This window comes from Pseudomonas putida, assembly GCF_016406145.1.
Lineage (GTDB): Bacteria > Pseudomonadota > Gammaproteobacteria > Pseudomonadales > Pseudomonadaceae > Aquipseudomonas > Aquipseudomonas putida_E.
This window is the reverse complement of the sequence record NZ_CP066306.1, coordinates 21,486-46,691: the sequence shown is the minus strand read 5'-3', so window position 1 is coordinate 46,691 and position 25,206 is coordinate 21,486. Positions and strand designations below refer to the sequence as shown.

The 25,206-nt window shown below is 56.7% G+C and carries 24 protein-coding genes and 2 pseudogenes; 13 read left to right on the top strand and 13 right to left on the bottom strand.

Annotated elements, in window-relative coordinates; all coding sequences use genetic code 11:
• Nucleotides 1–438: 438 nt before the first annotated feature.
• Both JET17_RS00210 and JET17_RS27495 read left to right on the top strand, forming a co-directional pair.
• Nucleotides 439–2,136: a phosphoethanolamine transferase gene (locus JET17_RS00210; RefSeq protein ID WP_003298414.1), complete on the top strand. Its 1,698-nt coding sequence runs from the start codon at nt 439–441 to the stop codon at nt 2,134–2,136.
• 122 nt (nt 2,137–2,258) lie between these two features.
• Complete coding sequence (locus tag JET17_RS27495; RefSeq protein WP_003253468.1) at nt 2,259–2,387, top strand: hypothetical protein; 129 nt, start codon at nt 2,259–2,261, stop codon at nt 2,385–2,387.
• 143 nt (nt 2,388–2,530) lie between these two features.
• Here JET17_RS27495 and JET17_RS00205 read toward each other — a convergent pair whose 3' ends face one another.
• The 3 genes and pseudogenes from JET17_RS00205 to JET17_RS00195 all read right to left on the bottom strand — a co-directional run.
• The gene (locus tag JET17_RS00205) at nt 2,531–2,737 is read right to left on the bottom strand and encodes a hypothetical protein (RefSeq protein ID WP_011953104.1); all 207 of its coding nucleotides are present in this window, start codon (nt 2,735–2,737) and stop codon (nt 2,531–2,533) included.
• A gap of 14 nt (nt 2,738–2,751) precedes the next feature.
• Nucleotides 2,752–2,976: a hypothetical protein gene (locus JET17_RS00200; protein WP_011953103.1), complete on the bottom strand. Its 225-nt coding sequence runs from the start codon at nt 2,974–2,976 to the stop codon at nt 2,752–2,754.
• Between the two features lie 205 nt (nt 2,977–3,181).
• Nucleotides 3,182–4,027: pseudogene (locus JET17_RS00195) on the bottom strand (hypothetical protein); the annotation flags it as partial.
• 86 nt (nt 4,028–4,113) lie between these two features.
• On the opposite strand from JET17_RS00195, the gene tnpA reads away from it, so the two are divergent.
• The 4 genes from tnpA to JET17_RS00175 all read left to right on the top strand — a co-directional run bounded on the left by tnpA (nt 4,114) and on the right by JET17_RS00175 (nt 7,048).
• Nucleotides 4,114–4,434 carry an IS66-like element accessory protein TnpA gene (tnpA, locus tag JET17_RS00190; protein WP_010954361.1) on the top strand — a complete coding sequence of 107 codons (321 nt, stop codon included), beginning with the start codon at nt 4,114–4,116 and terminating at the stop codon, nt 4,432–4,434.
• Entirely contained in the window at nt 4,431–4,766 is a 336-nt protein-coding gene (gene tnpB, locus JET17_RS27160; protein ID WP_012312018.1) for an IS66 family insertion sequence element accessory protein TnpB, read from the top strand. Before tnpA ends, tnpB begins: the two co-directional genes overlap by 4 nt.
• Nucleotides 4,767–4,829: 63 nt before the next feature.
• Nucleotides 4,830–6,365: an IS66 family transposase gene (tnpC, locus tag JET17_RS00180; protein ID WP_012312017.1), complete on the top strand. Its 1,536-nt coding sequence runs from the start codon at nt 4,830–4,832 to the stop codon at nt 6,363–6,365.
• A 140-nt stretch (nt 6,366–6,505) separates the two neighbouring features.
• Nucleotides 6,506–7,048 carry a hypothetical protein gene (locus tag JET17_RS00175; RefSeq protein WP_012312016.1) on the top strand — a complete coding sequence of 181 codons (543 nt, stop codon included), beginning with the start codon at nt 6,506–6,508 and terminating at the stop codon, nt 7,046–7,048.
• Between the two features lie 22 nt (nt 7,049–7,070).
• Here the strand turns inward: JET17_RS00175 and JET17_RS00170 are convergent, their stop codons facing one another.
• Together JET17_RS00170 and JET17_RS00165 are read right to left on the bottom strand one after the other, a co-directional pair.
• Complete coding sequence (locus JET17_RS00170) at nt 7,071–7,379, bottom strand: hypothetical protein (protein ID WP_012312015.1); 309 nt, start codon at nt 7,377–7,379, stop codon at nt 7,071–7,073.
• A gap of 412 nt (nt 7,380–7,791) precedes the next feature.
• Nucleotides 7,792–8,448 (bottom strand): hypothetical protein, encoded by a 657-nt coding sequence (locus JET17_RS00165; protein ID WP_012312014.1) that lies wholly within the window; start codon nt 8,446–8,448, stop codon nt 7,792–7,794.
• Between the two features lie 206 nt (nt 8,449–8,654).
• Here JET17_RS00165 and JET17_RS00160 point away from each other — a divergent pair, with 206 nt between their 5' ends.
• Nucleotides 8,655–9,443: an SIR2 family NAD-dependent protein deacylase gene (locus JET17_RS00160; protein ID WP_012312013.1), complete on the top strand. Its 789-nt coding sequence runs from the start codon at nt 8,655–8,657 to the stop codon at nt 9,441–9,443.
• A 317-nt stretch (nt 9,444–9,760) separates the two neighbouring features.
• Here JET17_RS00160 and JET17_RS27615 read toward each other — a convergent pair whose 3' ends face one another.
• From JET17_RS27615 to JET17_RS00145, 4 genes and pseudogenes are all read right to left on the bottom strand, one after another.
• Nucleotides 9,761–10,015, bottom strand: a complete 255-nt coding sequence (locus JET17_RS27615; protein WP_128337688.1) for an STAS-like domain-containing protein — start codon at nt 10,013–10,015, stop codon at nt 9,761–9,763.
• Nucleotides 10,016–10,189: 174 nt separating this feature from the next.
• Complete coding sequence (locus tag JET17_RS00150; protein WP_012312011.1) at nt 10,190–10,999, bottom strand: ATP-binding protein; 810 nt, start codon at nt 10,997–10,999, stop codon at nt 10,190–10,192.
• Nucleotides 10,987–11,415: a hypothetical protein gene (locus JET17_RS27145; protein WP_233100413.1), complete on the bottom strand. Its 429-nt coding sequence runs from the start codon at nt 11,413–11,415 to the stop codon at nt 10,987–10,989. Before JET17_RS27145 ends, JET17_RS00150 begins: the two co-directional genes overlap by 13 nt.
• 207 nt (nt 11,416–11,622) lie before the next feature.
• Nucleotides 11,623–11,958, bottom strand: a pseudogene (locus JET17_RS00145) (helix-turn-helix transcriptional regulator); the annotation flags it as partial.
• Between the two features lie 249 nt (nt 11,959–12,207).
• On the opposite strand from JET17_RS00145, the gene JET17_RS00140 reads away from it, so the two are divergent.
• The 6 genes from JET17_RS00140 to JET17_RS00115 all read left to right on the top strand — a co-directional run bounded on the left by JET17_RS00140 (nt 12,208) and on the right by JET17_RS00115 (nt 18,113).
• Nucleotides 12,208–14,736 carry a heavy metal translocating P-type ATPase gene (locus JET17_RS00140; protein ID WP_135192439.1) on the top strand — a complete coding sequence of 843 codons (2,529 nt, stop codon included), beginning with the start codon at nt 12,208–12,210 and terminating at the stop codon, nt 14,734–14,736.
• Nucleotides 14,737–15,073: 337 nt separating this feature from the next.
• Nucleotides 15,074–15,274: a heavy-metal-associated domain-containing protein gene (locus JET17_RS00135; protein WP_004575963.1), complete on the top strand. Its 201-nt coding sequence runs from the start codon at nt 15,074–15,076 to the stop codon at nt 15,272–15,274.
• 265 nt (nt 15,275–15,539) lie between these two features.
• Nucleotides 15,540–16,562 (top strand): cytochrome D1 domain-containing protein, encoded by a 1,023-nt coding sequence (locus JET17_RS00130; protein ID WP_011953096.1) that lies wholly within the window; start codon nt 15,540–15,542, stop codon nt 16,560–16,562.
• A 138-nt stretch (nt 16,563–16,700) separates the two neighbouring features.
• The gene (locus tag JET17_RS00125) at nt 16,701–17,156 is read left to right on the top strand and encodes a hypothetical protein (protein WP_011953095.1); all 456 of its coding nucleotides are present in this window, start codon (nt 16,701–16,703) and stop codon (nt 17,154–17,156) included.
• A 25-nt stretch (nt 17,157–17,181) separates the two neighbouring features.
• Nucleotides 17,182–17,457 carry a DUF2933 domain-containing protein gene (locus JET17_RS00120; protein ID WP_011953094.1) on the top strand — a complete coding sequence of 92 codons (276 nt, stop codon included), beginning with the start codon at nt 17,182–17,184 and terminating at the stop codon, nt 17,455–17,457.
• Nucleotides 17,454–18,113: a methyltransferase family protein gene (locus JET17_RS00115; RefSeq protein WP_011953093.1), complete on the top strand. Its 660-nt coding sequence runs from the start codon at nt 17,454–17,456 to the stop codon at nt 18,111–18,113. Before JET17_RS00120 ends, JET17_RS00115 begins: the two co-directional genes overlap by 4 nt.
• Before the next feature lie 414 nt (nt 18,114–18,527).
• Here the strand turns inward: JET17_RS00115 and JET17_RS00110 are convergent, their stop codons facing one another.
• Genes JET17_RS00110 through JET17_RS00095 form a run of 4 tightly spaced genes read right to left on the bottom strand, consistent with a single transcriptional unit; the run spans nt 18,528 to nt 24,743 of the window.
• Nucleotides 18,528–18,875 (bottom strand): copper-binding protein, encoded by a 348-nt coding sequence (locus JET17_RS00110; protein ID WP_011953092.1) that lies wholly within the window; start codon nt 18,873–18,875, stop codon nt 18,528–18,530.
• Complete coding sequence (locus JET17_RS00105) at nt 18,872–22,030, bottom strand: efflux RND transporter permease subunit (protein WP_011953091.1); 3,159 nt, start codon at nt 22,028–22,030, stop codon at nt 18,872–18,874. Before JET17_RS00105 ends, JET17_RS00110 begins: the two co-directional genes overlap by 4 nt.
• A complete protein-coding gene (locus JET17_RS00100; protein ID WP_011953090.1) occupies nt 22,027–23,493 on the bottom strand; it encodes an efflux RND transporter periplasmic adaptor subunit in 1,467 nt (488 codons plus the stop codon). Before JET17_RS00100 ends, JET17_RS00105 begins: the two co-directional genes overlap by 4 nt.
• On the bottom strand, nt 23,490–24,743 hold the full coding sequence (locus tag JET17_RS00095) for a TolC family protein (protein ID WP_011953089.1): 1,254 nt from the start codon (nt 24,741–24,743) through the stop codon (nt 23,490–23,492). The genes JET17_RS00100 and JET17_RS00095 overlap by 4 nt, the downstream gene beginning before the upstream one ends.
• Between the last annotated feature and the right edge of the window lie 463 nt (nt 24,744–25,206).

The window sequence follows — 25,206 nt, the reverse complement described above, 5'->3', positions numbered from 1 at the left end:
AATATTCTGCTCGCGAGAAAGACTTGTAAGTTGAATTGAAAGTTCAAAATTAGCCTACGACAAAACGAAACCGTTTTGTTTGTGAAATTAAATTTATCTAGCTGAGCGGAGCATTGCTTTTGGTGGGTAGTATCCCCCTAATTTTGATCATAGCGTGATCAATGACAATCAAAACAGCAGTAATTGGATTTCTGTCAGCATTGTAATCCCGAGGTCATCGTGTCGTTATCAGGTCCCGGAAATAATGCGCTCAGCGAGATTCATTTCTCTTTTTATCCCTATGCCTCACACATACTAAGCGTCCCCAACGCCTAGGGGCCTAAGGCCTCTGACGCTCCGCACATTGCGCAATCGCTCAGCATCTGTCGACGGTTTGCCTTGTAGCTCCCGCTAACTCCATAGCTACCGCCATGGATAAGCAGCTTCCAGAGTTTGATAATGACACCTTCCAAATCCATTGTTCACACCCTGTTAAGCAAATGGATCTTTGCTATTCGCAATGCGCGGCAGAAAGGCATCAGTACTAATTTGCTAATCGGCCTGGTGACTTTTTGGTTACTGCTATTCGCGAACGCTGAGCTCTGGAACGTGCTCTGGAAGCTGGTATTCAAAACCGATGAAGTGAACTGGCAGCTAGCGGCTAGCCTCCCAGTCATAGTATTCGCATGGGTGTTTACCGTTCTGAGCTTGCTGTCATGGGGGCGGCTGGCCAAACCCATACTGTGCCTGGTACTGATCAGCGCGTCTTTTGCGAGTTACTTCATGAATGCCTACGGCATCGTGATCGATTACACAATGTTCACCAACGTTGTGGAGACCGACGTCGCTGAGGCAACCGAGCTGCTGAATTGGAAGCTCGGTCTTTGGGTCGCAATGGTTGGGGTGTTGCCCGTCTACCTGATTGCCCGGGTTCCCCTCCGGCGCAAGCCTTGGGCCAAAGCTTTGGTCAGCAGGTTCATTGCTCTGTCGCTCGCTCTGTTGACCTTATCTGGCATCGCGTTGAGTCAGTACCAGTCGTATGCCTCCTTGCTGCGCAACAATCGGGAGATCCGGCTGATTCTGGTACCTACCAACTTGTTTGCGGCTGGCCATGGGTACCTGAAGCGTCAGCTGGCCTCACCTAAAACGCTGACGGCCATTGGTACTGATGCGGTAGTTAATCGACAGGGTGCGGCTCGTAAACCCAGGCTGCTGGTACTGGCAGTAGGAGAGACCGCTCGCTCCGCCAACTTCTCCCTCAACGGCTACTCCCGTGAAACGAATCCGGAACTAGAAAAGCGAAATGTCATTAGCTTCACGAACGTGAGCTCCTGCGGTACCGCTACCGCGGTCTCGCTGCCATGCATGTTCCTGGACGTGGGTAAGGCCCAGTACAAAGATGGCTTGGCCAAGAGCCGAGAAGGGCTGCTCGACGTGCTTCAACGCGCTGGCATCAGTGTCATGTGGACTGACAACAACTCGGGGTGCAAAGGGGTCTGCGACAGGGTTCCCAACCACAAGGCTGCCTCTCACGCGGATTCCCAACTGTGCACCAGCGAGGAGTGTAAGGACGGGGTGCTGCTCACGGAGATGCAAGACTTCATCAAGCGCCAGGAAGGCGATGCTGTCCTGGTGCTCCACTACAAAGGCAGTCACGGCCCGGCCTACTACAAGCGCTACCCCTCGCAATTCAAGAAATTCGCACCGGTGTGCGAGACCAACGAGCTCGACAAATGTAAGCAGGAGGAGGTGGTCAATGCCTACGACAACTCAATCCTCTACACCGATTATGTGACTGCAAATCTCATCGATATCCTGGCGGCCAACACCAAGTTCGACACTGCGCTGATGTACGTTTCGGACCACGGCGAATCGCTGGGGGAGGGTGGGCTCTATCTACACGGGCTGCCTTACGCGATGGCTCCTGACGAGCAAACAAAGGTGCCGTTGGTACTTTGGATGTCTGACTCGCTCGCGAAGAGCGAAAAGGTCAACGTGGGTTGTTTGAAAGCTCAAACCACGTCACCGCTGAGCCACGACAACCTGTTCCACACCGTGCTCGGCATGATGAACGTCCAGACGTCTTCGTATCGCTCAGCGCTGGATTTCACTGCCCCTTGTAAGCCCTTTGTCGGAGGCTCTTATTCTGGCCTCTGAATGTTCGATGTGGACCGGATCATCGGCCAGGCGGTTCTGCACCAGCCTGCTTTGACAGCTGAGAGAAGCTGGACTAATTACATAGCTGCATTCAACAACCCAAGCGGAAAAGGAAGTTTTGCATGAGCATCAAGCCAGGCCCAAAGCGCACCAATGAAGATGGCACTCCGGACAAAAGGCAGCGAGTCACCCCTGAAAAGCAGAAGGACCATCCGGACCTGAAACCCCACAAGCACAAAAAGGGGGAGTAAGAAAAAAGCAGCTCTCGGGAGCTGCTTTTTTTTTGGGGCTGTGTGCAAACCCTCCCGACCGTCTCGCTGATCAATCGGACCGCGTCGTGAGTCTTCCGCTTGGCTTGATGGATTCTGAAGCTACCTCCGGATCGGTTATCCCTTCAGTGCGGACGACGAGACTGATATCCCAGAGCGTTGAGCTGATACTCGCTGACAGCCCGAAATTGTGATTCTGCGATTTGACGCAGGCGCTCAACCTCTTCGGCAGATGAGCCAGAAGCCTGCGCCTCGTGGTATTGCTTCATCGCATCCACTGCGTCGGTATACATGGGGTGGTCGGGGAGAAGAGCTGGTATCTTTTTCGTCATGTAGCGGCAGGTCCTCACTGGATAGTCGACGGTGGTTTACCTGCTTTGAGGAGCTGAAAATCAATGACCGCCTGATAGAGCGAATCTGCCAATAGGTGAAGACGCTGTACCTCAAGGTCTGGCAATCCAGCAGCCTCCGCTTCGTGGGCCTGTCGGATAGCTTCAAGCGCTTGCCTCATCAGTGGCTCACCAGCCTCGACCATTCCAATGAATGTGCGCTTCACAACATTTTGCTCCATTCAGCTGAAGATGAATTATAGGACACCGCGGCGTGGCAAGGCCCCGAGCAGCACAGGTGTTCGACGTCCGGCTGAACGAACCAATGAGGAGCGCGCTGGCCTGGGGAGTGGCCAGGGCGCGTGTCATAGCTACGTTGTAAACCACTTTTTTCACTGTAAACCACTGTGGTTTACAGTGAAAAAAAGTGGTTTACAGCAGGCCTCCTCAGGCCTGAGTCAGCTCCAGCAGATCGCCCAGTTCCTCCCGGGCCATCTTCACTCTATCCATTCTGCGATAAGGATGATCAACCGGCATCCGGATAAGAGATTCGAACCAAGCCGAATCGAATTTGATGACTTCCTTGTGAATGTGCTCAAGCTCACCTCCGCGAGGCTGTGACACTACAAACTCCATGCTTTCAACCAAGCCAGACGCTTCACTGTCTTTGACGATTCGATGGCGGATGAAACTCATTTTGAGATCAAAATATGCCGCCTTCGAACCAGGCACCTTCTTCGATTCCAGCCGACCAGTGCTGCTGATTTCCGCCCCCGGCACCTCAGCGGCAATAGCTTTCACCAGCTCAGCATTTCCACTGACCTTCTGGCCAAACAGGCGGGTGGCGTCCGACATGTAAGCAAAGATCCATGGCACATTGCGAAGCGTCGCGCCGGTATAGAGGTAGCCACGCTCTCCCTTGTAACGCTGCAGCATGCCTCTCAACGCGTTCTCGGAAAGGACCAGTTGGGTCTCTTTCTCCAGGATGTAAACCACGCGATCGAACTGTTCGATCAATAGCTTGAGAATCTTCCGCGGGACGCCGTCAAACCTGGTTTTTCGTTCTGTTTTCTTATGCTGGCGAGGCTTGAAGTACGGGCAATCGTTACGGGCCTCACTATCAAATGGAGCGATGCCGCGAATGCTCTTAGTAGCATGTTTCCCGAATGGGTTCTTCACGTTAGGCGGTAGCTCATACAGCCCAACCAGCTGGACAGGGTTGTCGCATGCCGGGCATACAGCAAACTGAGCTAGCTTGCCCGCACTTCCAGGCTGGTACGTAAGCGTCCGGCGAACTCACCTTCCGAACTCCAGCATTAAGGGCGATGGTGTCCGCGTATTTTTAAGCGGACGCGATCACCCTTATCGCCAGGATTTCTATGCGCCAACGAAGCTCTTATCCGAAACCGTTCAAAGCCCAGGTCGTTCAGGAATGCCTGCAACCTGGCGCAACCGTGTCCAGTGTCGCCATCAACCACGGCATCAATGCCAACGTCATCCGCAAATGGCTGCCGCTCTATCGAGATCAGCCCGCAGCGGCTTCACTACCAGCTTTCGTCCCGCTAAAAGCCGCACCTAAACGGCCAGTCGAAGCGTCAGTGATCATCGAGTTGCCCGTGGCCGGGCAAGTGATCACGGTGAAATGGCCAGCCTCGGATCCCGAGGGTTGTGCGCAATTTATTCGGGCTTTCGCTCAATGATCCGCATCGATGCCATCTGGCTGGCCACCGAGCCGATGGACATGCGCGCTGGCACCGAGACAGCATTAGCTCGGGTGATTGCGGTGTTCGGTGCGGCGAAGCCGCACTGCGCTTATCTGTTCGCCAATCGCCAGGCTAACCGGATGAAAGTGCTGGTGCACGATGGCGTCGGTGTCTGGCTGGCAGCGCGTCGACTGAACCAAGGCAAGTTCCACTGGCCCGGCATTCGCCACGGCTGCGAGGTCGAACTCGACAGCGAACAACTCCAGGCGTTGGTGCTGGGCCTGCCGTGGCAGCGCGTCGGTGCAGGCGGTGTGATTAGCATGCTGTAAACGCCGGCCATTTGGCCGGTCTACTTGTCGTCGCCCCGCGCCTGCTCTGGCACAATCGGCGGCATGACTTTCTCGCCCAACCTCGACCAGATGACCCCGGAACAGCTTCGTGCCTTGGCGGCACAGGCGTTGCAATTGCAATCCCAGGTCGAGGCGATGAGCAGGAAGATTCAGAACGATGAAATCCTCATCGAACAGTTCAAGTTCGAAATCGCCCTGCTCAAACGGCACAAGTTTGCCAAGCGCAGCGAGCAAATCAGCCCGGCGCAAAGCAGCTTGCTGGATGACCTGCTCGACACAGACCTTGAAGCTATCGAGGCCGAGCTAAAACAGCTTCTCCCAGATGCGCCACAGGCCGAACCACGACAATCCCCGAAACGTGCGCCTTTGCCGCCGCAGTTTCCACGCACGGTGATTCGTCACGAACCCGAAAACACCCAGTGCGTCTGTGGCTGCCAACTTCAACGCATCGGCGAAGACGTCAGCGAGAAGCTGGATTACACGCCGGGCGTGTTTACCGTCGAGCAACATGTGCGGGGCAAATGGGCCTGTCGCCAGTGCGAAACCCTGATCCAGGCCCCGGTGCCAGCCCAGGTTATCGACAAAGGTATCCCGACCACAGGTTTGTTGGCCCACGTGATGGTGGCCAAGTTTGCCGATCACTTGCCGCTGTACCGGCAGGAGAAAATCTTTGGCCGTGCCGGGCTGGCAATTGCTCGCTCGACCCTGGCGCAGTGGGTCGGACAAACCGGCGTGCGGCTTCAGCCACTGGTCGATGCACTGCGTGAAGCCGTGCTGAACCAGGGCGTGATCCACGCTGATGAGACACCGGTGCAAATGCTTGCGCCAGGCGAGAAGAAAACCCACCGGGCCTATGTCTGGGCGTACAGCACGACGCCGTTTTCAGGGCTCAACGCGGTGGTTTACGACTTCAGCCCAAGCCGTGCTGGCGAACATGCGCGCAACTTCCTGGGTGACTGGAACGGCAAGTTGGTCTGCGACGACTTCGCTGGCTACAAAGCCGGTTTCGAACAAGGCATCACTGAAATCGGCTGCATGGCCCACGCCCGGCGCAAGTTCTTTGATTTGCACGTGGCGAACAAAAGTCAGCTGGCTGAACAGGCCCTGCACTCGATCAGCGGCTTGTACGAGGTCGAACGTCAGGCGCGGGACATGAGTGATGAAGAGCGCTGGCGAATACGACAAGAATTGGCGGTGCCGATCCTCAAAACACTGCATGACTGGATGTTGGCCCAGCGCGACTTGGTGCCCAACGGATCAGCCACGGCCAAAGCCCTCGATTACAGCCTGAAACGCTGGGTAGCGCTGACCCGCTACCTGGATGATGGGGCTGTGCCCATCGACAACAACCAGGTCGAAAACCAGATACGGCCATGGGCACTCGGGCGCTCGAACTGGTTATTTGCGGGATCCCTGCGCAGCGGTAAGCGGGCTGCGGCAATCATGAGTTTGATCCAGTCGGCGCGCATGAATGGGCATGATCCGTATGCCTATCTCAAAGATGTGCTGACGCGGCTGCCGACCCAACGGGCCAGTGAGATCGGACAGTTGCTGCCGCATCAGTGGGTGCCGGCCTGACTTACGCAAGGTGAGTTCGCCGGACGCTTACGCTGTTTCGTCGCAACAGTGAGGACAAGCAGAGGCTGCTTTCCCAACCCAGGATAATGCTGCCCGAGGATCCAAGGAGCCAGGATTGGGCAGAATACGTAGGCGAGTGTATGAGGGTCAGTGGCGGCCGTATCCGTTCAGGTAAGGATGAATTTGCGGCTGAGCTTTACCGTTCCACTTTTGGTCTCAAACGGCTTGTCGTGCAACTGCTAAAGCTTGCCTACATCGAATGCCGAGTCGCTGGCAGAAACCGGATTGAAATCGACGACCTCCACAAGGCTTACCGATCGAGCGCGTATACCACCAGCTCGAAAGAGGTCGAAGAACTGCAGTTGTTGGCCATTAGCAAAGGCAATCAAGGCGGGCATTTGGACCTGCGCTGTCCATTTGACTTACCTGTTGAATACAAGTCGAACGTGGTGAGTTTTAACAGGACAGACCGTGATCAGCGTGTACAGACAAGGGTCTTCGATTCGTCGGCTACCGAGACTGAGCGCACCCTACTGAGGCAGATCACCCAACCGGATGAGAACGCTCCGGTCAAAGCGCCTCGTCGTAAACCGCTTCCAAAGGCGACCGACGAAGACCTAGCACTAGCCTTCCATCGATACGTGGACTCACAGTCCCCGTCCTCACCTAAAAAGCCGAAGTAGCATGGCTGGTTTGGCTTTCAAATCAATGACCATCACGGAAGAAGTCATCCCTGGAAGCGAGGCCGAAGTCATCCTCGGGCTGCTGCGGATCACCTTCAAACATGTTGGCTGTGCGCCGCTCTTGCTTGAGGTAAGCGATGGTTTGGAAGAAGCAAGGTTCACATAGGTGTACCTCATAGCGCTCTCCGTCATGCAGTGCACCAAAGCCCCAGTGCGCCTGGAGCACCCCATACTGCAGGCTGCCGTTTTCCAAACGTGTGGAGGAGCCGCATACGTCGCAGCTCACGTCGACCACCGCTTCTGTTTCTACACGACCAGTGATTTTCATCATGAAGCCTCTGCCAACGTTGGGACAAATGATTACGCCAGAGTTGGGCCTTGGAGAGCATCAATATGCGCCGTATCGGTATTCCTGCGGCGAGAGTCGGCCGCCTGGGCCGAATAGCAAGTGGGAGGTATAACGCTCCAGAAAAGCTATGGCTTCCTTCTGAACGCATCCCTCGTAGTAGGCTCGCCGGGCTAGCGGAACTGTGGCCCGATTTTTCAGGCACAGCTTCACCAACTCTGATAACAAATAACCGCGAACGTCATATCGAGCATCAACCGCCTTGATCACCGTCGAATAGCAATCATGGAAGACGGGTCGCCAGTTACGATCGTTGCGGGGAGCTGGTTGACTGCTCATCTTTGATCCCCTGAGACACTATCCATCGGGCGCGTCACGGTATGCAATCTGAAGCCGTTCATCTAATCACACGTCTTCCTCTTGGCTTTTTCTTTGCCGCAGCTAGCACCCATTCTGGGGCGGATGACAGCAAGGCTTTGGGGGCGATACCGCCCAGAGACGAATTTTCTGATTGGAACCAAGCCGCCATAGACCACTCGTCCATGCGAGTCGAGAGAACGGACAATACGTCGCAAAGGCTGCTGATCGGTTGATAGCCGTTGCTACCGTCCAAAGCATAAGCGGGGAAGAAGTCGACCTTCCCAGGTCGAAGCGAGAAGATCTGACCATCAGCCAGTAGCTGGTCGGGGTCAACTCCACCCCCTGGGGTGGAGGTAGATGCGAGCTGAAGCCATTGCTTGCCTGATATCCAGTCTCCGCTTTGGAAGACCCTGGAGCGGATGAGCCCGGCTGAAACGCCACTCTTCAGGATGGATTGAGGCACCGACTCTGCGGGGAGAAAGCAGTCGATGATGAGATCTAGCGCTTCCTGGGGGTATTCATCCAGCCGCCACTCGAATAGATCGTTGTACATCTGCAGGCCACCAAGGTAAGCATCGATCGTCCGGTCTGAATTGGCTTCAATCGACAGGGTAGCAACCAAAGCGACCTTGCTTTTATTCAGGGCGGTTGAAGGCTCATGTCGGGTCTGGATGTGAGCAAAGGGAGTGGTCATATGCACCTCCCGCGATGGGGCTAGAGATAGCTGTAGGTCGGGTAGCTGAAATCCATTGGAGGTTTACTAGAGCGGTAGCAGCAGTATGCGGCACCCTGCGCTCTACGCTTGGTTTTCCGATCAAACGCGAGTGCTTTAGCTGGGATGTGCGGCCGTTACCGTGTTTACTGCAAGGGAGTCCCCGCTGCGGGGCTGAGGTGTGTCCAATGAGCAATTTGCAAAGAGCTGCTGAGGCTTTGCGCAGGTCCAAGAGGGTCGTTTTTTTCACGGGTGCTGGCATCTCTGCTGACAGCGGAATTCCGACCTTCCGCGACAAGCTGACAGGCCTCTGGGCGAAGCATGACCCTCAGCGTCTCGAAACAGCGGACGCCTTTCGCAAAAATCCAGCTCTCGTCTGGAGCTGGTATCTTTGGCGCCGGCAGCAGGTTGGCCAGGCCAAACCTAACTTGGCTCATCTATCTATTCCACGGATAGCTGATGCTGGCTGGAACGTATCTGTCGTTACCCAGAATATTGATGATCTGCATGAACGAGCCGGCTCCAGTTCGGTGATACACCTTCATGGCCGCTTGATGGACGTGAAATGCTTCGGATGCCACCGGCCAGCAGAGTTATCACCAGATCAACTGGCGGTTCCCCCGGCGGGACAGATGATCGAGCCTCCGCGGTGCACTCGATGCAACGGGAGGTTGCGCCCTGGGGTGGTCTGGTTCAGAGAGAATCTTCCAGAGGATGCGTGGCGTTCAGCAGTAAGGCTTGTGGAAGCCTGTGACTTGCTGATTTCGGTGGGTACATCTGGCGTAGTCATGCCGGCAGCCGGTATTCCAGATATGGCTCTGGCGGCCGGGGCAACCGTGATCCATGTGAACCTTGACGACGTGGGGATGGACGGGGCGGAAGAGATAATGCTCGTTGGGCCTGCAGGGGTGGTATTACCCGCTTTGCTTCAAGCCGCAGGAGTTGCAGGTCCGTTGCAGCTTGATGGTTTTACTTAAGGAGCCAAGCCAGCTCTCCAATCCGCAGATGCTGTGCACATTTTTTTGCACATATCTCACGCCACGATACCCCAGTAGATTCAGGCTTTTCGCAGCCTTTGCATAGGTGAGTCGCGATGGATTTCTACACATCTCAATGAGGAAACCTAAGCTCCGTTTTCCACGTATTCCTCCGCTACAGAACGCTTTTCTGCGGTGTGTCCCCTGACATTCGCTTTTCAGGGCGAGCTATGGGGGCCACTCAAGACGGCTATCTTTTGCCTGGCACCAATGAAAAGGCCCTCAATATTGAGGGCCTTAAATTCAATGCGGATCCGTCACGCGGGCATTTTTTGCAGCTGTCGAACTCGATCATGGACCACAAATTTAATGATTCCTTTGACATCGTTGGTGCAGTTTTCAAAGGCAAGGCGCGATACCACCTGGCGACCCTCCTTCAGAATCAGCGCCCCGATCAACTCGTCGACGAAGGACTGAGTGACATCGTTCCCAGCGAAATCTATGACAACGCTCTCACCACTGCTGAGCGAGCGTTCGATTTCGGTACGGTAGGGGATCGCTGAAGCTCGCATTCCGTACGTTCGGATAGAACTATCCCTACTTAATCGAATTTGAGTTTGCATGTCGTAACCCCTTGTATTGCATAATCCTTTTTTGCAGCCCGAGAGTTTCAGTTGACGCTGAATCTCCCATTTACCGCTCCTTGCATGATCGACTCTAGCCCTCGAGCTATCAAAAAGCCAGAGCTAGCGGAAATTCAGATCTAGGTCGAGATCGTCGTCAACCTGTCCTGCATCGTCCTTCGGCAGCAAGTCACTGATCGAAATGGTGGGCAGCAGCTCACGGGTACAGCTAAACGCGATCGATACACCATTCCACAGCGCATCATGCAGCTCCTGAGACTGCCGACGCTTTGTGTCATGTATGCCATTGCCGCTCACGATGATCAAACCACCGCCCGCCGCGTCTGCAATTTTTGCGGTAGTTGTTAACCCGATACCTTGGTTCTCGCTACCCAGGATCTGGGCCATCGCACCCCGGTTGCAGCTCACTCGCGGTTTGAGTGCCGCCTCGATCGCGTGCAAATGCGTGCGGTCATGAAGCTCAGGGTGATTCCTCAGTGTCGCGAGAAACCCACACCCATTATCGACGATGGCCATGCGTACAAGGTTCAATTTTGGATAAAACTGACAGGTCAGCCAAACGGCGGCGTCACCACGTCCCTCTCTGCGGGCGTGAGTAAGCGAGTTTTCCAATAGCTCCTTGAGCGAATACTCCAGAGGGCCCCGGTAGGAGTCAAACTCATTCCGTCCCGTGTGCTCGTCGACTGGGGCATCCGGGTCCGATTGAGTCAACCTTCCCGTAATAGCTCTAGCGAGGCGAGAGGCTGCAGCCTCTGCTTGATGGTGTTCGCTGATTTTGGTGATTTCCACCAACGAGGTGCTTCGGTCGTTTCGACGTCCTACCCCCGATAGATCTACACCCTCTACATCAATGTCCTTGAAAAAATCCATCCTGGCCAGGTAGGAGGTCAGGTCTCTGCTCAAAAACTGCATCGAAACTCGCTTCTGGACCAACTGGTTTTCAACAGCGTGGCCATCCCTAACGGATCGATATACGAGAGGTTGCTAGCGTCTAAAACGATGTCACCAGGGCAGTTAATGATTTCTGCGCACACAGAAAACAGGTCATGGGGCGATCTTGAGCCAAGCCCCCAAGGAAGAACGATCGCGTTTTCAATATCGATGGCCTGCATGCAATTCCCTGGCAACGGAGCTAACCCTTTCGGATAGATATAGGGCTCGATAGTAGCCCATTGCCTGCCGGGTAAGCACTCACCTATTTTTTGACGAGTAGTGCCGGCATAGAATTGGCGCGCGGCAGTAGCGGCCTGTGGATGGTGGATCGCGCTCGCCTTGGGCTCAACACGCACGAAGAAAACACGGCCAACGCCCTGCCACGGGTCAGCCATTCAAGCAAAGATGGCCAGATCAAAGCCTTGTGCGAGAGCACTGGAGCAGGTTTGTGAGTCCGCCGAGCAGTTTCATCTCCGACGTCTGCTGTGGGCAAAGGCAAAGCTGGAAGGGGAACAGCGAAGAGTGACCCGATCAGCGCTGTACCGCACCGCATGTATCAGGTCTGGGGCTTGAGCTGTTAGATCGCATAAGGCTACCTTGGCCGGCAACTGGAGAACGAACTGCACCTCGTCTTCCAATGCGTTGGCGTGGAAGTAACTGAGGAAGTACTCGCTTTGACGGAACTGGTCAGAAGCGATCTCCTCCAGGCGTTACAGCCCACTGGGCAGGCCTTCCTGACAGGCCTGGTAGAAGGGGTCGAGCAAGTATAGGCCGTCCAGGCAGGAAAGCATGGACGGCGTTCCCCACCGGGAGCCGGCGTCGTACTCCTCCAGCGGCTTGGGCACTCCCTCGCCGGGGTACAAGGCAGCCAGCGCATTGTCGAAGGGCAACCACTGGTGCAGCAGCAGGATCAGCAACCTCCAGAAATGATCTATGCCATGACGCTACACCACAACAATAATCGACACGCTTACAGGAGCATTGATTGGCGTCACAGCTGTTCAAGGAGATGTTGTCTAGGCTGGACAATACGGCAGCGGCCGATATTTCCCACCCAGCTTGGGAGTTGATCATGACGGAGCCCATCGCCGTGGTACAGATCTGGCAATACCTTTTTGGCGGACTAAAGGCGGTATTGCACTGATCATGCTGGCCATATTTGGCCTGTTTTATGTGGCTCGTGCACTATGGCCACCTGTCACAGGCACTACAGTTATTTAATTTTGTTGCTCTGTCCGCTGACGCAACTCTTCGGGCACAACCATGGCGGGTATTCTCACCAGAAGGGTGAAAACTCGTCCAAACCGGACAACAAAGGGAACTACTTCATGCACACCGAATCGTGCCAGCATGACCATGACCATGACCATGACCATGACCACTCGCACCCGCATGAGCAACCGGATGGTAGTCAGCGCGATTTGGTATGCGGTATGACGGTGCCACCGGATAGTCGCTACTTCGAGCTATACGAGGGAAGGACATACCGCTTCTGCAGTGAAAAGTGCCTGACGAAATTCCGCGCAGCGCCTGTGCATTATCTTAGCCCTCCCCAGGACCAAGAACACGCGGGCCATCTCCACTCGGCTGCCCCGCAGCCAAGCAACGCGGCGGACGCCGAATACACTTGCCCGATGCATCCCCAAATCCGCCAGCGTGGGCCGGGCAGTTGCCCAATCTGTGGCATGGCCCTAGAGCCGGTAATACCGGAGCTTGAGGAAGACGAGAACCCGGAACTCAAGGACTTCTCCCGCCGCTTCTGGTGGACCTTGCCCCTGACGGTCATCGTGACCGTGTTGGCCATGACTGCCCACCAACTCCAATTGCTGCATGGTGCCACACAGAATTGGGTGGAGTTGATTCTGGCCACTCCCGTGACACTATGGGCTGGCTGGCCGTTTTTCGTGCGTGGGGTCGCATCGATTCGTAATCGCAGCCCGAATATGTGGACCCTGATAGGTTTGGGAACGGCTGCGGCGTACCTATACAGCGTTGCGGCCACAGTGTTCCCGCAGGTTTTCCCGACGACTTTCATGCAGGATGGCCGCATCGGTGTCTACTTCGAAGCGGCTGCAGTCATCATCTCATTAACGTTGCTCGGCCAAATGCTCGAGCTCAAGGCGCGCTCACAAACCTCCGCCGCCATCAAGTCGCTCCTGGGTCTTGCCCCCAAGACGGCCCGTCGCATCGGGGCCGATGGTCAGGAGGAAGATATTCCGCTCACCCACGTGCATACGGGCGACCACCTGCGCGTTCGCCCTGGCGAGAAGGTGCCGGTCGACGGGGTGGTCCTGGAAGGCGAAAGTGCTATCGATGAATCCATGCTGACAGGCGAGCCCGTGCCAGTGATGAAGAAAGCTGGGGATGCACTCATCGGTGCCACGCTGAATACCCACGGCAGCCTTGTGATGGCGGCGCAGAAGGTCGGCGCCGAGACAGTGCTCTCGCAAATCGTGCAGATGGTCGCGCGGGCTCAGCGCTCGAAAGCCCCGATGCAGCGGATGGCGGACACCGTGGCCGGCTATTTCGTCATGGGGGTGATTCTGGTCGCGCTGGTCACGCTCTTCGGCTGGGGGCTTTTCGGACCGGAGCCTGGCTGGGTCTTCGGCCTGATCAATGCGGTCGCGGTCCTGATCATTGCCTGCCCCTGCGCGCTCGGCCTAGCCACTCCCATGTCGATCATGGTCGCTACCGGGAAGGCTGCCAGCAGTGGCGTGCTCTTCCGAGACGCCAGTGCTATCGAGAACCTCTGCAAGATCGACACGCTGATCGTCGACAAGACCGGGACCCTCACCGAGGGCCGGCCAGTGTTTCATAGCGTGGTCGGTACCGGGCAGTTCATGCCACCCGAAGTCTTGCGCCTTGCCGCCAGCCTGGACCAAGGCAGCGAGCATCCGCTGGCACATGCGATTGTCGATCATGCGCGAGCGCATGGACACAGCTTGTCCAAGCCAGAGGCGTTTGAGTCGGGCTCTGGGATCGGTGTACGTGGCCAGGTGAACGGCAAACGGCTGCAGCTTGGCAACACGACCTTGATGGAAGAGGCTGGCCTCGACACCAGTCCGTTGCGAGACCGCGCCGAGCAGCTGCGTCTGGAAGGCATGAGTATCATGTACTTGGCCGTCGATGGCGTGCTCGCTGGCCTGCTAGCGGTGTCCGATCCGGTCAAACCCACCTCCAAGGAGGCGGTAACCCGGCTACAGGCAGAAGATGTGAAGGTCATCATGGCCACCGGCGACGGCCTGACTACGGCACGTGCGGTCGCGAAACAACTCGGCATCGAGGAAGTCCACGGAGAAGTGAAACCCGAGGACAAGGAGCAACTGGTGGCGCTCCTGCAGGGCGATAAGCGCCGGGTTGCCATGGCAGGAGATGGGATCAACGATGCCCCTGCGCTGGCCCGGGCTGATGTCGGGATCGCCATGGGAACTGGCACCGATGTTGCCATGAACAGCTCCCAGTTGACGCTGGTCAAGGGCGACCTGATGGGCATCCTGCGGGCCAGAACACTATCCGTGGCCACGGTGAAGAACATGCGTCAAAACTTGGGCTTCGCATTCTTCTACAACGCTATGGGCATACCGCTGGCGGCAGGTTTGTTCTACCCGCTTACCGGCCATCTATTGTCACCGATGATTGCGGCATTGGCCATGAGCGTAAGTTCGGCTTCCGTGGTATTCAACGCACTGCGGCTGAAGCGCGTAGTCACAGACTGAAATGGGCACACCGCAACCTATGAGAGGAAGTTCCGCCATCAGCGTTTCAACGCCTGATCCATATGACTGACTGTCTAGGGCTTTGGCCTTAGCGGGTATGTCCGCGAGTTCGGCGCCAATCTGGTCCTGATGGAGGACATCGGGCAACTGCGACGTCCGCCATCTTCTGCCAAGATCGTAAGGGACAATTGTGATGCAGCAGGGGCCGCCGCCAGAGGAGTTGGACAAGATTTCAGGGCGAAGATAAATCCTTTGACCGGGCCTTGACCTTGTCATCGTGTCAAGGTTGAAGCTGTAAATGCGGCGAGAAAAGCCGTACCAGCATGAGAGGCCCGCTATGTTCGTTTTGGAAGTTTCCGGTATGGGATGTGGCAGTTGTGTCAACAAGATCACCAAGGCCATCCAGGCTGCCGATGGCGACGCGAAGGTGATCGTTGATCGTGCTGCCGGTACAGTGAGTGTCCAAAGCAACATCGAGGCGGAACGCGTCGGTGCACTGGTCCAGGCGCTTGGTTACCCAACCAAAGTCAGTCGCTAAGTCTCGTTACCGCTCAGATGGCAAGCCGCCGTGCCATGTTTCATGGCGCGGTTTCTTCATATACAGCCTGATGTCGACTGACTCCGGGTCGGGATAGCCAGCAATACTCCCCAAGAAATGGACGGCCTTCGATCACCCAGTGCCGAGTCAAGCTGTGGACGTTGACGCTGATCAAGAAAATGCTTCGCGATTGGTGTTTATCTTGAGTAAATGTATAGGCCAGCCTGGCTCACATACCCCGGCCCCTCGTTGGAGCTCATTCACAATGATGACTGCCAAGCGGTTTAGTTCTATGGCCTTGGGGATATCCCTGCTCATCCCTCTGGGGCTGGTCATGGCAAACCCTACGGGTAACGTCTACACGGCCAATGAACGGTCCGCTTCCATTAGCCAGGTAAATCTTGCGACAGGTGATGTGAGCACGGTCGCCTTGCCGATCGCACCCCACAACCTACAGGTTTCGCCCGACGGCAGCTTGCTTCTGGTTGTTGGAGTGGCTGGACATGCGGGGCATTCGAGCGGTGAAAAGCCCGGTGGGCAGTTGCTGGTGTTCAGTACCAGCGCGCTGGACAGGCCACCGTTCAGCTTCCCGGCAGGCGATCACCCGGCTCATGTGGTCACCGACGTCACCGGGCTGCGAGCTTTTGTGACCGATTCCGCTGCCAACCAGGTGCGAGTATTTGACCTTGAGCAGCGAATCGAGTTGCCCGGTATTCCAACTGGGCGTTATCCCCATGGGCTGCGCTTGAGCCCTGATGGCCGGACACTCTATATCGCGAACATGAAGAGCGACAGCGTATCGCTTATCGATGTCGTCACACTCAAAGAAACCGCGCAGATTCCCGTGGGCAAAGGCCCTGTCCAGGTCGGCTTTGCCCCTGACGGTCGCCTGGCATTCGTCTCGCTCAGTGCGACAAATCAGCTTGGCATCATCGACACGGCCAGACGCAAGGTGATCAGCAAGGTTGATGTCGGCCGCACGCCAATCCAGATGATGGCCACCGTTGACGGTCGCCAGGTCTATGTCGCGAATCAGGGCAGTGGCCAGAATCCGGACGACCGAGTCTCCATCGTAGATCTCCAGACGCGTAGCAGCCTGGGCACCGTGACCACCGGCAAGGGTGCCCATGGTGTGGCCATCAGCAGCGACGGCGCTTATGTGTTTGTCAGCAATATTGAAGCGGGCACCGTATCTGTCATCGATACGAGCAGCCGAAAGGTCGTTGCTACCCATAAGGTTGGCGCCGGGCCAAACGGGATCAGCTTCGAGCCGCCGAGTGCCCAATAATAGCCCGTCGGTGTACAACCCGAGCACGACGCGAAAAATGAGCATTCACGCCGGCGCAGTAATTTGCTTGTCGTGCCAGGTGAGGCCTAGCGCCCAGACCAAGGCATCCGGCTTTAAAACAGTGCTAAGGAGATGATGATGAACAACGTTCGAAATTTACTGATCGGACTTTGTTTGGCCGCAGCGTCCGTGGGCGCCATGGCGCAAAACACCGATGAACACTCGACACATCACCCGGCCGATGCGCCAAGCGCGGCGGCTACCGAGAAGACGCCTTCTCAGCCAATGGACAAAGGGCAAATGGCGGCGATGGACCAGCAAATGAAGGCCATGCAAGCCATGCACGAAAAGATGGCTGCAGCCAAAACGCCGGAAGCCCGTCAGGCGTTGATGGCCGAGCATATGGCGCTGATGAAAAATGGCATGGCCATGATGAAGTCCATGGAGGGTGGCATGCCTGAAATGGGGGGCATGCATGGCGGCATGGGCGGGGATATGGCCGCCCGCCACCAGATGATGGAAAAGCGCATGGACATGATGGAGTCGATGATGCAGATGATGATGGACCGCATGCCATCTGCTGCATCGAAGTAACCCATCTCCTTTCCCAGGAGTCGCTATGAACCCTCACTTCGATGAAAACGGCTCACCACACAGTTTCTGGCGTTCACGCTATGCAATCGGCCTGGTGGTAATCGGTGGGATCGCCGTCTACTTCCTGCTCACCGAGCACCTTGCCCATGTCGTTGGAGCCCTGCCTTATCTGTTGTTGCTCGCCTGTCCGCTGATGCATGTCTTCATGCATCGAGGACATGGGGGACACCATCACCAGGGCCAGAGCAAACCGGCCCCCTCCGATAAGGCTGATATCCATAAGCCGGGAGATCCATCATGAATCATGGTGAAAGCGCGTATGGCCTCTGGTCGCTGGTTTTCATCAACTCCGCGATCTTCATCATGTTTGCCTTCAGTTTCTTCAAGCCGGCAACGGCGAGAGACTGGAGGAGCTTCGGTGCATTCTCGGCCTTCATCGTTGCCCTGTTTGTGGAAATGTATGGCTTCCCCCTGACGATCTATCTGTTGTCAGGCTGGTTGCAGGCCAGGTTCCCCAACCTCGATCTGCTTTCCCACGAATCCGGCCATCTGTGGTCGACGTTGCTCGGTGACCAGGGCAACCCACACTTCAGTGTTTTGCACATTGCCAGTTACCTATTCCTGGGTTTCGGCTTCTATTTGCTTTCTGCCGCCTGGAACGTGCTATATCACGCGCAACGCCGCCGTTCACTTGCAACGGTCGGGCCCTATGGCTGGATCAGACATCCGCAGTACGTGGCATTTGTGCTGATTCTTCTGGGCTTTCTCCTTCAGTGGCCGACGCTGCTGACGCTGGCAATGTTCCCGGTGTTGCTGGTGATGTACGGGCGTTTGGCGGTTTCCGAAGAGCGGGAAATGCACAAGCAGTTTGGCGCTGCCTACGAAGCTTATACCCGCGTTACGCCTAGGTTCGTTCCGCACCTGCGCGAAAGGTTGGGTGGGGGTCATAGAGGCTGAAGCGTAGGACGAAGGAGCTACATGCCAGGAGGGTTTCAGCGGCAGTGTTTCTAGCGGGAATAGGGTATCCAAAGTCTGTTTGCTCGGATAACACTCTGAGTTGTCGCGGGTTTTCTTGTCGACAAGCTCGGTGGAATCCTTGTTGGCGTTCGGATAACTCAGGCAGTTGGATGACTTTGCGATGCCCTGTCCGCTTTCGACCCATATAGATCGTGATGCACGAAGATCTCTGCTCAAACGTCAGCTACTACTCTGATCTGAATGCATCCCGGCTACAGAGCGCAAAGACCAACTAGCGTCCCGAGGCACAGAGCTGAAGGCGGCGCGGTCAGGAATTGCGGCAGCACTTTTTCCAAAGTTTGGCTAAATGACCCTGCCTATCAGCTCTAATAGGCAGGGTTAGAAGTCAATCCGTCACTGCTTGCGAATGCCTACGATCGTCGCTGTGCCCCCATTCATTCGGAAATCGAAGCTGACCTTGTCGCCTACCTTGAGTCCCTTGAGTTGCTGCTCGGTAGCGCTGAAGCCCATGGTCATTGCCGGCCATTTCAGGGCTGATACTGGTCCATGCGCCAAGGTAACTTTACCTGGTTCCAAAGCTTTGATGGTTCCCTCAGCCGATGCAGTCGGAGCCGCCTGGCTGCCTTGGGTCTCGTTGCCTTCCATGGGCATATTCTTCATATCCGTGCCATACATGTCTTGGGCCTGCACCGCCGCCGCAACGGCGAACACCAGGCCAGCGCTGATCAGTAGCTTCTTCATCGGGTTACTCCTGTTTGGGGGTTATCGTGTACAGCGAGTCCGCGGCGCCTGACGAGCCAGTAAGCCGCAGGGATTACAAATAGTGAGAGCAAAGGCGCGGTGAGCATGCCGCCGACCATGGGTACAGCGATCCGGCTCATGACTTCGCTGCCGGTACCGCTACTCCAGAGGATTGGCATCAAGCCTGCGACGATCACTGCTACGGTCATGGCTTTGGGGCGGATGCGCTGCACGGCCCCTTCGCGGATAGCATCCAGAAGCGCAGGTTGCCCCTGCGTACCGTTGCCGTTTCGTTCAGTCCAGGCATTGTTGAGGTAGATCAGCATGATGACTCCAAACTCTGCTGCGACCCCAGCCAAGGCGATAAAACCGACACCCGTGGCCACCGACAGGTTGTAGCCCATCATGTACAGCAGCCATACGCCGCCGGTTAGCGCAAATGGCAAGGTAGCCATGATCAGCAGCGCTTCACCGAGGCGGCCAAACGTGAGGTAGAGAAGGACGAAAATAATGGCCAGCGTCGCCGGTACTACCCATGCTAAGCGCGCATTGGCGCGCTCCAGGTATTCGAACTGCCCGGAATAGCTCAAGCTTATGCCAGGATCGAGCTTCACCTGCTGATCGACTAGCCGGCGCAGGTCGGCAACGACGGAGGACAGGTCCCGTCTCCGCACGTCGATATACACCCAGCCCGAGGGGCGCGCGTTTTCACTCTTGAGCATGGGTGGACCGTCCGCAATACGCACCCGTGCCACGGTTCCCAGTGTGATTCGCCCCCCTTGGCTGGTGTAAATCGGTAGCTGCCGCAGGGCATCAACAGAGTCACGCCACTCCCGTGGGTACCGAACACTGATGGGATATCGCGCCAGGCCTTCTACGGTTTCGCCGATGTTTTCGCCCCCAACGGCGCCGGCAACAATCGCTTGGACATCAGCAATGTTCAGGCCGTAACGCGCTGCGAATTGGCGGTCGATATCCAGATCGATGTAGCGTCCACCGGTTAATCGCTCGGCGAGGGCGGAAGTCACCCCTGGAACCGTTTTGGCCACCTTCTCGATAGCCAGAGTCACCCGGTCGATCTCATTCAAATTGCTGCCGGCAACCTTTACGCCGATCGGGCTTTTGATACCGGTTGCGAGCATGTCGATACGGTTTCGAATCGGTGGGATCCAGATATTGGTTAGCCCAGGTACCTGCACGGTACGGTCCAGCTCTTCGATCAGCTTCTCAGTGGTCATCCCTGCTCGCCACTGATCCTTCGGTTTAAGTCGGACAGTCGTCTCGAACATCTCCAGCGGGGCCGGGTCGGTCGCTGATTCAGCCCGGCCCGCTTTACCGAAGACACTGGCGACCTCCGGTACCGTTCGGATCAGCCGGTCCGTACGTTGCAAAAGCTCAGAGGCTTTCTGCGCCGAAAGACCTGGCAGGGCAGTCGGCATGTACAGCAAATCGCCTTCATCCAGTGGCGGCAAGAATTCGCCGCCGAGCTGGCTCAGGGGCCAGACACTGCTGAGCAAAATCAACAGTGCACCCGCCAACGTGAGCTTTGGCCGGCGTAGAACGATCTCCAATGCTGGGCGATAGAGCCGTATCAGGGTTCGATTGAGTGGGTTGCGCTCTTCTGCCGGTAAACGACCCCGAATCCAGTACCCCATCAGCACGGGTACCAGGGTAACCGAAAGGCCCGCTGCTGCTGCCATTGCATAAGTCTTGGTGAATGCGAGGGGCGCAAACAGCCTTCCCTCCTGAGCCTGCAAGGTGAATACCGGTATGAAGGACAGCGTAATGATCATGAGGCTGAAGAACAGCGCAGGCCCGACCTCGACTGCTGCCTCAGTCATCACTTTCCAATGATCTTCGCCACGCAACGACTTTCCAGGGTGCCACGTATGCCAAGCCTCAACCCGTTTGTGCGCGTTCTCAATCATCACCACAGCGGCGTCCACCATCGCACCGATTGCAATGGCTATGCCCCCAAGCGACATGATGTTGGCGTTGATGCCCTGGTGGCGCATGACGATCAGGGCAATGAGGACACCAACCGGAAGCGAGACGATGGCGACCAACGATGAGCGCAGATGCCAAAGAAATGCAGCGCACACCAGTGCGACCACGATGAACTCTTCAATCAGCTTCTGGCTCAGATTTTCCACAGCACGATCGATCAACTGGCTACGGTCGTAGGTAGTGACCAGCTCGACCCCGGCAGGCAGGCTTTTTTCCAGCGATTCAAGCTTGGATTTGACGTGAGCGATGGCATCTTTCGCATTCTTGCCACTGCGCAGAATTACTACGCCGCCCACCGCTTCGCCCTGTCCATCAAGCTCGCCGATGCCGCGACGTGCCTCAGGGCCCAGCTGTACAGTGGCTACATCGCCCAGTGTTACGGGTATACCCTTCGCAGCCAGGCGCAGGGGAATGGCTCGGAAATCATCGAGTGACTTCAGATAGCCGGAAGCCCTTACCATGAACTCAGCTTCGCCTTGTTCGAGCACGCCGCCACCGGTTTCCTGATTGGCCTTGGCGATGGCGTCCGAAACCTCAACTTGAGTGATTCCCAAGCTGGCCATGCGCAGCGGATCGAGCACTACCTGGTACTGCTTGACCATCCCGCCTATCGTCGCCACTTCGGCAACGTCCGGAAGAGTTTTCAACTCGAAGCGCAGGAACCAGTCCTGAAGGCTGCGCAGCTGTGCCAGGTCATGGGTACCACTGCGGTCCACCAGCGCATACTGGTAGATCCAGCCTACACCAGTGGCATCGGGTCCGAGCACTGGCTTAGCGGACGCCGGTAATCGAGACTGAACCTGGCTTAGGTATTCGAGCACCCTGGACCGCGCCCAATAGAGATCTGTGCCGTCCTCAAACAACACATATACGAAGCTGTCTCCAAATGCTGAAAAGCCCCGCACTGTCTTGGCTCCGGGTACGGAAAGCATTGTGGTGGTCAGGGGATATGTCACCTGATTTTCCACGATCTGCGGTGCCTGCCCTGGGTAGGAGGTGCGGATAATCACCTGCACATCTGACAGGTCAGGCAACGCGTCGATCGGCAAACTGCGCAGAGAGAAAACGCCCCAAGCTACGGCAAACAGTGTTGCCAGCAGGACCAGGACGCGGTTGCCAACCGACCAACGAATCAGGTTCGCGATCATGGCTGGTTCTCCTGCTGGGTTATTTGCTCGATGACCATGCCTTCATCGCGCTCGCGCACTCCAAACCGGATGCGTTCGCCAACCTTGAGTCCGGCAATCAAGCGGGGATCTGCCACAGGGAAAGTCATCGTCATACCAGGCATGCCCAGCGTCACGAACGGTCCATGAGCGATGGTCAGCTGATTACCTTCTATTTGAACGATGCGCCCATTGGCCTGATGTAGAGCCGGCTGTACAGGTTGCGCAAGTGGAGCATCGCCAGCAGTAACGGCCTCGATACCTTTCAAGCTCGCTTCGGAGTCCAGCAGAAACTGCCCGGACGCCACAACGCGCTGGCCCGCCTGAAGGCCTCGCAGCACGACCACCTGGCCAGCACTTTCCTGGCCGAGCACTACTTCCACCGGCCGGAATCGACCTCCGTCTTCTGACACCATTACGAGATCGCGTTTCCCCGTCCGAATGATCGCCTCGGCTGGCACCAGTAGGCTGTCATCCTGTTGCCCGGACGGATGGAGGGAAACCTGCGCGGTCATGCCTGGGCGCAACCGGCCGCCGGGGTTGGGCAGTTCTATACGAAGCCGCAAGGTGCGGCTTTGCAGATCCGCATCAGCCAGCAATGCGGTCAGCTTGCCGGGAACAGGTTCGCCTGGGAACGCTGCCAGATTCGCCTGCACTGCCTGTCCTTCCTGTAGGCCTTGGGCTTGCGCTTCAGGTACTGCGGCCTCAAGCCAGACGTTCGCGATACCATTGATCTTCGCCAACGTTGCACCCGGTGTCATTGTCATGCCTGGCCGCAATTCCAGAGCCTGAAGGACGCCTGCTGTTGGGGCCAAGAGCGTTACCGAATTCTGGACCCTTCCCGTACGGTCAATCCGGTTGATAAGATCGGCAGGCATACCCGCCAGCAGTAGTCGTTGCCGAGCTGCAGCGCGCAATTCATTGTCCCCAGATCGCTGAAGCGCCAGGTACTCTTCCTGCAAGCCCGCCCATTCAGGCGTCAACACATCTGCCAATGGGGCGCCCTTGGCAACCACGTCGCCTGTAGCGCGGCCATAGGTGCGTTCGACGTAGCCACCGGTACGAGCCTGCAGAACGCTAAAATCCCGCTCATCGAAGGTAAGCACGCCGCTCACCTGGAGGGTTCGAGCAAGCTGCCCTTTCGCTACGGTAGCCAGACGGACCCCCAGGTTTTGTTGGAGCCCCTGTGAAACTTGAACTGCGGGGCTCACCTCAGCAGCGGTGCTTTCCTGGTACTTCGGCACCAGTGGCATGTCCATGAAGGGCGACTTGCCCGGTGCTGGAAAGTGCTGCTGGGGGTACATCGGGTCATACCAATACAGCACCTTCTGTAGCGTTTCAGGGGAGGCAGTGGACACCTGCCCACGCTTTGCTAGCTGATAGCCAACGCCACCGCCGATAGCCAACGCGGCCAATACCACAAGGCTGATAGTTGAATTTCTCATGCGCGCACCTCTCCATACGCGAAGTGCAGCCGTGCAGCTGTCGCGGCCAACTGTCCTTGCAGATCGATGTCTTGCAGTCGTGTTTCAACCCGCTGACGTCGAGCGGTGAGAACCTCACTTAAGGGTGATTTACCGGCTCGATAGTCAGCAAGGGCGAGGCGGACTCGATCCTCCGCTAGCGGTAACAATGTTTCACGGCTGCGCTGCACTGCTCGCTGCAATCGCTGGTAATCCGCAAGATCTGTCTCCAGCTGCGCTTTATGCTCACGCAATGCCGCTTCCTGTTCGTCCTCCAGTTGCCGGACTTGTGCGCGACGTGCCGCGATCATCGGGTCCTGCCGTGAGCCAGCGAACAAGGGCAGTTGGAAACTTACCTGCAGGCTCACCATATTGCTGAATTCAGGCCCGCGCCGCTGGTAATCCACCTGCCACCCCCAGTCCGACTTCTTTTCTGCCAAGGCTTGGTGCACTTGAGCTTGTGCTTCCCGCGTAAGGGCGTTGTAGGTCGCCAATTCTGGATGTGCATGTATAGCGTGTAGATAGTCCGGCGCGCTCACTGGCCAGCGCGGAAATGCTTGAGCTTGCGGATCAGCATCCTCTCCAATCCATCGCTTGAGTGCAGCCCGTGCCTGAGCGGCCTGTGTGAGCAGAACATCTTTTTGCTCATCGAGTTGCGCAGCTTCCTGGTCAGGAGCAAGTGCGTCGGCCGTCGCGCCGGTACCGCCGGCCAGGCGTGCGCGGATTGCTGCGGCCAACAGACGGTTTTCTTTGTAGAAGTCCTCAAACTGCTGCAGTTTCCGTTGAACGGTGTACGCCGCGACCCAAGCTTGGGCTGTGGCAGCACGCACTTTTAAGCGCTCGAACACCGCCTCTGCATCGGCTCGCTCAACGCTCGCTCGTGCCGTCTCAACTCGTGCCTCCCGCTTGTCCCGGTTTGGTACTTCCTGGGAGAGGCCGACAACCTGCATCGTCATGAAATCGCGGTTCATGCTCCAACGATCACTGCCGTCAACAGGAAGGTTCTGCACTCCTAGGTTGAGACGTGGATCAGGCAGCTCGCCTGCTGGGATCACAGCGTGTCGAGCGGCCGTCATTTGCTCTTGCCTGGCCTGGAGGATGGGGGCATTGCGTTCGGCAAGTTGAAGCGCTTCCTCCAGAGACAACGGTGTAGCCTGAGCCGGTAACGTCGACAACAGGCTGATCAGAGCGGCCAGACATGCCATCCCTAATCGGTAACGTGGGGGAGTCATGGAAATGATTCCTCAAAAAATCAGCGCGCAAGCGCATGCCATCATCCGGCTGCAAAACAGGACGATGGGGTGAATTTAAGAGGTAATCAGGCGCGGGGTGGCCGCCAAGGGTCAGGAGGCGCCCTGTTTACGAGGCTCACCGCATAGGTATCTACTGGCCTAGGCGCAGAATAGGTGAGCGTGGGGTTAATTATTTCGACCTGAACTGTGCTCGCGGTTCTACACTCCTGGCCCACTTTGCAGGCTTTGGAGTGGTCGGCAGCTGATCCTGGATCAGTATCCTGGCAACAATCGTGATCCATCCCCGCCATCATCTCCATCCCCATGGTTTGCATGGGGCATGGTTCAATGGCTGAGTCGACTCCCGCCATGCCGTTGAGAGGAAGCGATGCGATTAGAAGCAGGATGGTGAACAGTCGTAGGAGCCGGTTCATGATGGCCGAGTATAGGTTACACGCATGAA